Genomic DNA, 9,933 nt, shown 5'->3' on the forward strand with positions numbered 1-9,933 from the left:
AATAGCCATAGGAGGGGGGGAATGGAACTATGTCAGAAATTGCTTATGGACTTCAATTTGGTAAGAAAGTATTTACTATTAAATGTGATTTACCCATAGCTAATATAATTAAATGTAATGATATTGAGCAAATTATTACAAATATCTATCAGGAAATATTCAAAATTGAGAAAATCAATGAACCTGCTCAAGCTAATTAATAATAATCACGAAAAATATACAATTAAACTTATGGGCAACATGACATAAGCTACTACACCTACAATAGTAACGGCTGGATTAGAATCTAAGGATATGGACTCATAATCGTCATGGTGAGAAACGAGTTTTGAATTAGTTTCTGTCTCTTTTAAGACGCGAAGAATTAATTCATTTTCCTCTAAAGACAATACTAAATCACCGTCATGTGCTTCTTTTTTATGAATGATAAGTAAATCATCTTTATAAATACCCAGATAATCTAAGACATCATCCGGACATATTGCGTAACACATGAATTTTATTTTATTTATTATTTGAGAGATTTCTTTGTTTATTGAAAATAGTGTTAGTTTTTATATAGGGATCAGCTAACAGGATTGATTTTTCCTTGTAAAAGGGAGGAATGGGGAATAAGAAGTAGAATTTACGTGAATCTTAATTTAATAAGATAAAAATTGAACAACATTGCTTAAACCAGAGATTGATAAGATTACTACCTTAAATAATTTATAATAAATAACCTTATGCCCATATAATAACATGATAGAGCCAATTAAGGCCAGTAAGTTTACTAACTAACAATTAATTCTAACTTATAATTGGATTTGACCGATGATTCAACGCTACATTCCGTTATGTATTTTGATTTTAAAAATCTGTTCGACTAGGTGAAAATGAATAAATTAATTATCTGTGACTGCGATGGTGTATTAGTTGATAGCGAAATATTGGCACATCGAGGTGACATTGAATTATTACGGTCGATGGGTTATTCAATTAGTATAGAAGAAAGCATAAGACGATTTACAGGAATTAATACTAAGGATTTTAGAAAAATAATCCTTGCTGAAGTAGATATCTCTATTTCAGATGATTTCTTTGAGCAAAGAAAAAGAGAGTTAATTAAATCGTTTGAACTTCATTTAAAGCCGCTTATTGAACCTGTACTGATAAAATTAACTACAGAAAAAATAAAAAAATGCGTTGCTTCAAGCAGCTCTAAAGAACGAGTAATTAAATCGCTTCAGTTAACAGATCAATTTAAATTTTTCTCTGAATCCTCTATTTTTGTTTCAGATCAAGTTCAAAGAGGTAAGCCCAAGCCAGATTTATTTATTTTTGCAGCTAAACAAATGGGGTGTGCTCCTGAAAATTGCATTGTTATAGAAGACAGCGTTCCAGGAATAAAAGCGGCTATGGCCGCTAAAATGAATGTCATTGGATTTTTAGGTGGAGAACATGCTCAATATAATTGGTATAGACAACACATTGAAGGATATAAAATTCCTATCGCCAATAATAATGAAGAGCTATGGCAATGGTTGAAAGTCTTTCTAAATGATTAATTGAGTCACTTATTATTGTATTATTCTGAGTTTCACCCTTATTTTCTAAGTCTGATTAGCGTAGTGTGTGGTGCTCTTATTATTTAGTCTGTTTTTTCTTAGCAAATTTTTGGACTTAAGTTTCATGATGTTTTAGGTAAAATTTAAGAGCGCAATGTTATTGTGTGTTTGTGATAACGAGTTATGATGGCAACATTTTTATTTAAAATTTTAAATAAAATGATTTTAGAAATAGATCATGCGTTTTTATTTAACTGTTCCTTTTAATGAAAAAGAAGAGGCAAAAGCGTTAGGTTGTCTTTGGGATCCACATCAGAAGCAATGGTATTTATCTGCAGAAAATCCAGAAATTATAGCTCGATGGCCAATTGAAAGAAGTGAATTACCGGCAGAATTTAGTGGTGAAAATCGTGCCTTTGGTGGTAATGAATTATATGTCGACCTTGTTCCGCAATCGTGTTGGTTTACGAATGTACGCACATGTATCGCTAAAAACGATTGGAATCGGTTAAGACGCTACATTTATAATCGCGCAAATTACCTTTGCGAATGCTGTGGTGAAAAGGCACCCTTAGAAGCTCATGAGCGATGGGACTTTAATGAGGGAACGAAGATTCAAAAGCTGGTTCGAGTTATTGCCTTATGTAAGCTTTGCCATGAAGTCACGCATATGGGGCTCGCTCAAATAAGAGGGCGCGGAGAAATAGCATTTAGACATTTAATGAAAGTAACAAAAATGAATGAGTTAGAAGCACAACTACATATTGACGAAGCGTTTAGTTTATGGGAAAAGCGAAGCCAATTTCACTGGCTATTAGATATTAGCCTAATTACTAATGCAGGTATTAAATTAACGCGAGAATTTAATTTAAAAGAGCGCGCTATAATTTCTCAAATACAATTTATTTATGAATAGCAGGCTGCCTAAGATTTTATAAGATATAAATGGCAATAAGTCTGATAAATCTGGTTATCAGGATAAACAATCGTCTTGGTTTCTACTTACGAAAAATAACCTTTGAAGTTATTAAGAAATATATTATAATAACCTTAAAGGTTATTTTTAGTGTCTATGAACGAAAAAAAGCAACCCGCTTATAATTTAAGAAGAATAAAACAAACCTTTAGTAGAGAAGATAAATTAGTCATGACATTCTCTGCTAAACAAGGCCAAATCGCTTTAGGTTTTACGGATACCGATGTCGTTAATGCCATTCAGTCCTTAAAAGAAAGTGATTTTTATAAATCAATGGCGCCCCATCATCCAGGGTTCGTTGCTTGGCAGGATGTTTATAAAACTCGATTTGAAGGGGTAGAGTTGTATATTAAATTCCAAATAGGGACACGTGGTGAGCTCATTTTGTCCTTTAAGGAGAAATAAACATGACTAAAGAGATATGTCCAATTTGTGGAGAAAACTCATTAGAGCATTCTATTAAAAATGTTCCCTATACCTACAAAGGTGAAACGTTTTATGTCAATCAGCCTGCAAAATGGTGTGATTCTTGTGGTGAGGGAATTATTTCTGCAAATGATAATAAAGCCGTTGTTGCAGAAATTCAGGCGCAGAAAGCGCGCATTGATGGGTTGTTAGCGCCTAAAGAAATTCAAGGCATTCGTAAACATTTAAGACTCAGCCAAAAGGAAGCTAGTTTTTTATTTGGTGGCGGCGTGAATGCTTTCAATCGCTATGAAAAAGGCATTAATCCTATACCTAGGCCGCTGAGTTTATTATTAACCTTATTAAATAAGCATCCAGAGCAGTTGCAGGAATTAATCCCTAGCCACAAAAAGAGTAAAGAGGGCGCTCGTAACTATATGGCTTAAATAAAATAGTTAATAAGAAGGCTCATATAAAAATTTAATTTCTTACTATACTTAAAGACATCATCTGCTTTAATTGATTTAGGGGGGTATGTGCCTATCCCGCTTTGTTTTTTAGTCATAGATACCTCCTTGGCAACGCGCGTTGTTATTCGTGCTCACTTTAATGCTTTAGGGTATTTTCTAGATACGGCCTGGGACCTTGAATCAGCCTGCGACCGGATTGATACGAAGTTATACGATTTTATTATAATTGATAAACACTTAGTATTATGCCCAGTGGTTGAGGAATTTAAGAGCAATTCATTTTTAAATAAAGAAACGCCACTGATTCATTTCTCTTCTTTAACAGATAGGCAGGCATTAACCTTTCGAAAGCCGATAGTAAAAGATGATTTATTAAGAATGGTTACTTATTTAGAAAAAATTAAAATGTGAAAGAAAAAATTAGTTCCAAAACCTATTATTCCTTATTCCATTAAATTATTCCTCAAGTCTTTTTAGTAAAAGTGATTTTAAATCAGGGTGCATATCCAGTTTAATTATGTAAATAATATCTAGATAATTAATTATGTATAATTTAGGATATTTAAGCTTTACGTTTAGCTTTGGACTTTTTAAAGCTATCTAGTAGCTTAATTTTCATAAACAAAAGGTAATAAAATGGCAGAAAAAATACAGGGAAAAGTAAAGTGGTTTAATGGAGATAAAGGATTTGGCTTTATCGAAAGTAGTGGTAAGGATTATTTTGTCCATTTTAGCTTTAGCGCGATTCAGGCAATTGGGTTTAAAAGCTTATCAGAAGGAGAGCGCCTTAGTTTTAAAGTAGGTCAAGGCAAAAAAGGTTTACAAGCTGAGGAAGGTGAAGTTATTTAATTTTATTATAGCTAAATGAAGCCACCCGTATTATAAGACATCTATGATTTAGGCGGGATAAATTTATGCTCTTTTAATAAAAATTTACACCTTCTAACGAGGAAATACGCTCTAACGTTATCTAAATAGATAGGTTCTCCCTCTTCAACTTCAGCAATGTTAGTCTGTTGGATTTCCGACCCATCAATGATAATCACCATGCCTGAGCCTATACATTCTGCTTCTTCACCCTGACGGATAAGTACGGCACTGTCTTCACCTAGTCCTATTCCTATCTTTTCAGGGCTTAATAAGATGGCATGAGCAAGCCTACTAAATCGTCCTAGTTTGATAAAATGCGTATCAACGATACCTTCAGGTAATAAACTAAACCCGGAAGAAATAGCTAGCTTCTGATGAAGTATAGCTTCTGTCTGCCCTCCTGAGGCGATTATCACTGAAGGTATTACCATAGCGCCAGCACTGGTTCCTGCGATGATAAAATTTTTAGTATGGAAATATTTTTTTTAACTGCCTTAATGAGGGTGGTACCGCCTAAAAGGGTGGCATGATTAAATTGATCGCCTCCTGTAAAAAAACAACCCCTTCGCTTTTTATTTTTTGTGCGTGTTTTTCATTTTCAGTATCTTTGCGTTTTTCAATAAAAATGAAATCAATGGTCTTAAAGCCTAATTTCTTTGGGTCTCTTCATGTAAATCCTTTCCTGAAGTAATAAATACGATGTGTTTAGTAGGGCATTCTTTTAATATTTCTTTAAATATTTCGTAAGGATTAAAATCGGATTCGTCCTCTGCGATATCCGGTTTATCCCCGCCTCTCTGTTCAGCACCACCAATTAATAATAATATTCCTTTAGGTTTCATAAACTTTCCATCTTAACCAATGGATTTAATTACTTAAAGCGCCCATTATTTCTTTTGCTTGCATCTGTAAAAAAATGAAATTAGCTTCGTAGGGGAGTTTAATTTTTTCTTAAAATATAAATTCTTCTTTTTAATCAATGATTTTGAAAACCTTTCATATTTTATTTTTATTGTCCCAAGGAGGTAATACGACCATGACAGTTTGTCGGTCGCTTTCTTCACTAAATAAATAGTCGCTATACTAAGTAATAGAGTGAAATACTACTAAATACAAGTTTTACCGATGTCTTTATAACTTATTCTCTAAAATCTCTGTGCCATGGCTCTAAATATCAGGTAGCATAATTGTCTATAAAAGGACTTAAGAACATGAAAATACTGAGTATTAGAGTTTTACGAGGCCCTAACTATTGGTCTTATACGCAAAAAAAGCTAATTGTCATCAAATTAGATTTACAAGAGCTAGATAAGCCCTCTTCCATGTATGAGGGATTCTCTAAACAGCTAAAAAAGACCCTACCAAGTCTTTTCGGTCATCATTGCCATGGACAAGAGGGTTTAAGTTTTTTCAGCCAGTTAGATGAGGGTATCTTATTAAGTCATGTCATTGGCCATGTTGCAATCGAGTTACAAAATTTAGCTGGGATGCATACTACCTTTGAGATAGAGGAAGGAGCGCGAGAAAAGGGTATTTATCATATCGTCTTCTCTTATGAGGTTGAAAAAGCAGCTCTGTATGCTGCAAGAGCTGCAGTACAGGTTGTTGAGTGTTTAGCTCAAGGACGACAATTCTTAAACCTTGCTAAAGATATTCAAACGATACAGCAGGCTTATGACGATGAAAAATTAGGCCCAAGTACACTTTCCTTAGTACAAGAAGCGGAAAAAAGAGGTATTCCTTGGTGTAAAATCGAGGGGCAGCCGCTTATTTCGTTTGGTTATGGCACAACGATGCAAAAAATATGGATGACAGTTTCTTCCCGCACCTCGTCAATTGGTGTAGAAACCGCAGGCGATAAGAATTTAACCAAACAAATTTTAACTTCACACCTTGTTCCAACACCAAAAGGCCACTTGATAAGCTCACCTGAAGCGCTTGAGGAGGTGTTGTCTTTTATGGAATATCCCATAACGATTAAACCCTCTAATGGCAATCATGGGAATGGGGTTACCTGTAATATTACGGACGTCGAAAAAGCGCATAGTAGTTTTCAGTTAGCAAAAGAATTTTCTGATAAAGTAATTGTTGAGGACTACATTTCTGGCAGTGATTATCGTTTTCTAGTCATTAACTTTAAATTAGTGGCTGTTGCAAAACGCACGCCTGCCCATGTTGTTGGAACAGGGGAGAAAACGATAGAAGAACTTATTAATGAAATTAATCAAGACCCGAAACGAGGTCCCGGGCATGATAATTTCTTAACAAGGATAACAGTTGATGATATCACCTTAGCTATTTTAAAAGAGCAGGGACTATCTTTACAATCTATCTTAGACAAGGGCGAAATTGTGACGTTAAAGCACTCGGCTAATATTAGTTCTGGCGGTACTGCCACAGATGTCACTCATCTTGTTCATCCCTTTAATCGCAAACTTGCAGAACGGGTAGCCAAAATAATAAATTTAGATATTTGTGGCATTGATGCGATTGTTAAAAACATAGAAGAGCCTATGACTCATCGCAACAGCGCCATCATTGAAGTCAATGCAGCCCCTGGCTTAAGAATGCATTTGGCACCTTCGCAAGGCGAATCAAAAAATGTTGCAGCTGCCATTATTGATTCACTTTATCCGCCGAAGAAAAAATCTAAAATTCCAGTCATTGCCGTAACCGGGACTAACGGGAAGACAACCGTGGTTAGATTGATTGCCCATTTAGCTAAATGGTGTCAATTCAATGTAGGGTTTACTACAACGGAAGGTATTTATCTTGATGATGAACTTATCTTTAAGGGCGATTGCAGTGGCCCCCAAAGTGCACGTGTTGTACTATTAAATCCGAATGTTGAGTTTGCTGTATTAGAGTGTGCTCGAGGAGGAATCTTACGATCAGGCCTTGGATTTGATACGTGCGATATTAGTATTATTACCAATATTACAGAAGATCATCTGGGCCTAGAAGACATTCATACATTAGATGATTTAGCTAAAGTGAAGGCAGTGGTAGCTCATAGTACTCACAAAGAAGGCTATGCCCTATTAAATGCTGACGATAATCTCACATATAATCTTAAGGACAATCTTCATTGCAATATTGCTTTATTTGGAATCAAAAATTTGGAGAAAATAGAGCGCCATTATCAAGCAGGGGGAATGGCGGCCTTTATTGATGAAGATGGCTGGCTCGTTCTTTGTATAAAAAATACCAAGCAAAAAGTTGCTCTCGTAAAAGATATTCCTCTGTCTTTTAATGGGGCAGCTGAGTGTATGATTAAGAATATTCTTCCAGCTGTGCTTGCCGGTGCGATTAGTGGGTTTTCTATTGAGGAGATGAATAAGGCATTGATGGCGTTTATTCTTTCTGAAGAAAATACGCCAGGTCGAATGAATATTTATCAATTTAAAGACTTTAAAATCATGCTTGATTACGCGCACAACGAAGGTGGATTTATTGAGATTAAAAAATATTTACAGACATTAGATTGCGCCAAAAAAATAGGCATCATCAGCGCCACAGGCGATAGAAGGGCGAAAGATATACAAAAAATAGGTAGTTTGTCTGCCCAAATGTTTGATGAAATTATTATTAAACATGATAAAAATGGTAGGGGCCGTAGTAATGACTATTTAACGGGCCTGCTTCTTGAAGGCATTCATGCTGAAGATTCTGATTCTAAGGTTAAAGTTATTTCAGATGAGCTTGACGCATTAAATTATGCTATTGAGCATGTAATCCCTAATACTTTTATATTTTACGCAGTAGATGATGTGTTTGCATCTTTAAACCATGTAAAAAAGAAATAACTCGGCGAGGGCCATTATGAGCCTTCGAAAATAGCGGCAGCAATAGGAATAAAACAGCTATCGTCATACAGTTAAAGAGCGCAAGTCATTTCTTTAAAATATTTTTAATATTCTAATAGACTTAAGCTAGTCATTTAAACCTTGCTGTATATAAGAGGGCGACTCACTTTGTTCAAATTATAAAAAAGCACCCTTCTACTTAATTGTCATATAATAATAACCATTTTAAAAAATTATTATAATAAAATTAATATTTATAAAACCTATACACAGCAAGTTGTAAATTACACTTCGGACTTATTCTGTTATCTATTTATAACCATTTAAAGTTAATTGAATCCATTGTTTATGTCTTCTTTCATCTTCTAACCCGCGACTTAAAATAGTATTAGCATCGCCCCATTTTTCTTTATGTTCATTTAAGCGCTCATAAGCCGTATTGGTGTCTTGTTCATTAGAAAGCATAGCCTTAAGAATCGCTTCATCACCCATAAGGTTCGCTAAAACTACTTTGCCTTGTGTTAAGATATTTTTAGGGCTAGGGCCATCAGGAACTTTTGCTTGATGTTTACGCAACAAATTAGAAATTTCTTCAATATGACGCTGATGATCATTTTTAAATTCCTCCATTTTACTAACATAATCTTTTTTATCTAACCGATTAATGGCTGCTTCATAAGCTTCTACAGCATCATAATCTAATTCGCATAGTTCATAGAGGGCATCTTCAAATTTTTCTTGTGTTCCAACCATGGTGACCATTGCTTTCTCCATTTAAATTTTAATTAAGCGTCAAGGTTTGGTTTATTATAAATTTCTATCACTACAGTACGTGTTAACATTCCAGTTTTCAAGCCTAACTTAAGAAGAGAAGTGAGCAAAATGGCTATTTGGTTTGATACTAATCGCAATAAAGATCTAACTATGGAGAAATTTTATTTAAATTTCATTCAAAAATACCTGCCACCTAAATGCAAAATATTAGATATAGGTTGTGGGACGGGAGAACCTATAGCTAAATTCTTGCTCAATGAAGGCTATAAAGTAACCGGAATAGACGCCAGTAAAAAAATGATTGATTTGTGTAAACAACGCTTTCCAGAAGGAAGATGGCTTTTAGCTGATATGCGAACCTTAGATTTAGACGAAAAATTTCATGCTGTTATTGCATGGCATAGTTTTTTCCATTTACCGCACGAAGATCAGCGCCGTACCTTAAAGCTATTAGCGTCCTATGTTGAGCTTAATGGCTTATTAATTTTTACTTCAGGCCCTGAATTTGGTGAGGTTTGGAGTAATAATGGAGGACAAGATTTATATCATGCTTCACTTTCTATCGAAGAATATAAGCAAATACTTGTAGATAATAATTTTAAAATATTAGAGCATAAAATTAAAGATCCACAATGTGGAGAAGCAACCGTTTGGGTTGTGCAGAAAAATAGTTGTACTATTTAATAAGTTAAAAGGTGAGTCCACGCTCCACACAATCTAACTAAGTCTGATTACCTTTGTAACCGTAGTCAATCGGAGTCGTTTCTAAATTTATAGGACTTATTGCTTGCCTATGCTTATGGGCATTCAGAAAGAAAAAAATATTATCCGCTATCGACTAACGTAAGACTTAAACATTCTTGGGCCTGATTTGTATTAGATAGATAATAAGATCTGCGTAAGATCAACTTATCTATCTAATTCTGACTAAAGTAGGTTTTTACAATAATATTTAATAGGATGTTTTTAAATAAATATGTATTTAATGACATAATAAAATTTATGAAGTGGCAAATTATATTTCAAGATGATTTCAATGATGAATTTGATGAACTAAACGAAATAGTTCAGAACGAGTGCTTAGC

The 9,933-nt window shown here is 34.5% G+C and carries 13 protein-coding genes; 9 read left to right on the plus strand and 4 right to left on the minus strand.

The features are described from left to right. Window positions 1-29: 29 nt before the first annotated feature. Window positions 30-200, plus strand: a complete 171-nt coding sequence (locus E1P04_RS17945) for a hypothetical protein (RefSeq protein WP_165482800.1) — start codon at window positions 30-32, stop codon at window positions 198-200. A gap of 6 nt (window positions 201-206) precedes the next feature. On the opposite strand, the gene E1P04_RS17215 is transcribed toward E1P04_RS17945, so the two are convergent. Further along, on the minus strand, window positions 207-494 hold the full coding sequence (locus E1P04_RS17215; RefSeq protein ID WP_131784089.1) for a LexA family protein: 288 nt from the start codon (window positions 492-494) through the stop codon (window positions 207-209). Between the two features lie 381 nt (window positions 495-875). Between E1P04_RS17215 and E1P04_RS17220 the strand changes: the two genes are divergently transcribed. The 6 genes from E1P04_RS17220 (at window position 876) to E1P04_RS17245 (ending at window position 4,247) form a co-directional block, all read left to right on the plus strand. Then, window positions 876-1,547, plus strand: coding sequence for an HAD family hydrolase (locus E1P04_RS17220; protein WP_131784090.1), 672 nt, complete (start codon window positions 876-878; stop codon window positions 1,545-1,547). 238 nt (window positions 1,548-1,785) lie between these two features. Further along, window positions 1,786-2,463 carry a DUF5710 domain-containing protein gene (locus E1P04_RS17225; protein WP_131784091.1) on the plus strand — a complete coding sequence of 226 codons (678 nt, stop codon included), beginning with the start codon at window positions 1,786-1,788 and terminating at the stop codon, window positions 2,461-2,463. 156 nt (window positions 2,464-2,619) lie between these two features. After that, the gene (locus tag E1P04_RS17230) at window positions 2,620-2,928 is read left to right on the plus strand and encodes a type II toxin-antitoxin system MqsR family toxin (protein WP_242604525.1); all 309 of its coding nucleotides are present in this window, start codon (window positions 2,620-2,622) and stop codon (window positions 2,926-2,928) included. Window positions 2,929-2,930: 2 nt separating this feature from the next. Continuing rightward, window positions 2,931-3,374, plus strand: a complete 444-nt coding sequence (locus E1P04_RS17235; RefSeq protein WP_131784093.1) for a type II toxin-antitoxin system MqsA family antitoxin — start codon at window positions 2,931-2,933, stop codon at window positions 3,372-3,374. A 90-nt stretch (window positions 3,375-3,464) separates the two neighbouring features. Beyond that, window positions 3,465-3,809, plus strand: a complete 345-nt coding sequence (locus E1P04_RS17240; RefSeq protein WP_131784094.1) for a PleD family two-component system response regulator — start codon at window positions 3,465-3,467, stop codon at window positions 3,807-3,809. A 225-nt stretch (window positions 3,810-4,034) separates the two neighbouring features. After that, entirely contained in the window at window positions 4,035-4,247 is a 213-nt protein-coding gene (locus E1P04_RS17245) for a cold-shock protein (protein WP_131784095.1), read from the plus strand. Window positions 4,248-4,288: 41 nt separating this feature from the next. Here the strand turns inward: E1P04_RS17245 and E1P04_RS17250 are convergent, their stop codons facing one another. Both E1P04_RS17250 and E1P04_RS17255 read right to left on the minus strand, forming a co-directional pair. Then, window positions 4,289-4,726 (minus strand): cyanophycinase, encoded by a 438-nt coding sequence (locus E1P04_RS17250; RefSeq protein WP_345788929.1) that lies wholly within the window; start codon window positions 4,724-4,726, stop codon window positions 4,289-4,291. A gap of 189 nt (window positions 4,727-4,915) precedes the next feature. Then, window positions 4,916-5,110 carry a hypothetical protein gene (locus tag E1P04_RS17255; RefSeq protein WP_131784097.1) on the minus strand — a complete coding sequence of 65 codons (195 nt, stop codon included), beginning with the start codon at window positions 5,108-5,110 and terminating at the stop codon, window positions 4,916-4,918. A gap of 369 nt (window positions 5,111-5,479) precedes the next feature. Here E1P04_RS17255 and cphA point away from each other — a divergent pair, with 369 nt between their 5' ends. Next, a complete protein-coding gene (gene cphA / locus E1P04_RS17260) occupies window positions 5,480-8,074 on the plus strand; it encodes a cyanophycin synthetase (RefSeq protein WP_131784098.1) in 2,595 nt (864 codons plus the stop codon). Window positions 8,075-8,383: 309 nt separating this feature from the next. Here cphA and E1P04_RS17265 read toward each other — a convergent pair whose 3' ends face one another. Next, a complete protein-coding gene (locus E1P04_RS17265; protein WP_131784099.1) occupies window positions 8,384-8,836 on the minus strand; it encodes a ferritin-like domain-containing protein in 453 nt (150 codons plus the stop codon). A 120-nt stretch (window positions 8,837-8,956) separates the two neighbouring features. On the opposite strand from E1P04_RS17265, the gene E1P04_RS17270 reads away from it, so the two are divergent. Continuing rightward, entirely contained in the window at window positions 8,957-9,532 is a 576-nt protein-coding gene (locus E1P04_RS17270) for a class I SAM-dependent methyltransferase (RefSeq protein ID WP_242604524.1), read from the plus strand. The last annotated feature ends 401 nt before the right edge of the window (window positions 9,533-9,933 follow it).

Origin of the sequence: Legionella gresilensis (genome assembly GCF_900639865.1) — a bacterium.
GTDB lineage: Bacteria > Pseudomonadota > Gammaproteobacteria > Legionellales > Legionellaceae > Legionella_C > Legionella_C gresilensis.

Bases quoted from the DNA above. Each gene is read 5' to 3' on its own strand.
- cphA (WP_131784098.1), top strand. From the start codon at position 5,480: ATGAAAATACTGAGTATTAGAGTTTTACGAGGCCCTAACTATTGGTCT.
- E1P04_RS17265 (WP_131784099.1), bottom strand. From the start codon at position 8,836: ATGGTCACCATGGTTGGAACACAAGAAAAATTTGAAGATGCCCTCTAT.
- E1P04_RS17270 (WP_242604524.1), top strand. From the start codon at position 8,957: ATGGCTATTTGGTTTGATACTAATCGCAATAAAGATCTAACTATGGAG.
- E1P04_RS17215 (WP_131784089.1), bottom strand. From the start codon at position 494: ATGTGTTACGCAATATGTCCGGATGATGTCTTAGATTATCTGGGTATT.
- E1P04_RS17245 (WP_131784095.1), top strand. From the start codon at position 4,035: ATGGCAGAAAAAATACAGGGAAAAGTAAAGTGGTTTAATGGAGATAAA.
- E1P04_RS17945 (WP_165482800.1), top strand. From the start codon at position 30: ATGTCAGAAATTGCTTATGGACTTCAATTTGGTAAGAAAGTATTTACT.
- E1P04_RS17235 (WP_131784093.1), top strand. From the start codon at position 2,931: ATGACTAAAGAGATATGTCCAATTTGTGGAGAAAACTCATTAGAGCAT.
- E1P04_RS17230 (WP_242604525.1), top strand. From the start codon at position 2,620: ATGAACGAAAAAAAGCAACCCGCTTATAATTTAAGAAGAATAAAACAA.
- E1P04_RS17225 (WP_131784091.1), top strand. From the start codon at position 1,786: ATGCGTTTTTATTTAACTGTTCCTTTTAATGAAAAAGAAGAGGCAAAA.
- E1P04_RS17220 (WP_131784090.1), top strand. From the start codon at position 876: ATGAATAAATTAATTATCTGTGACTGCGATGGTGTATTAGTTGATAGC.
- E1P04_RS17255 (WP_131784097.1), bottom strand. From the start codon at position 5,110: ATGAAACCTAAAGGAATATTATTATTAATTGGTGGTGCTGAACAGAGA.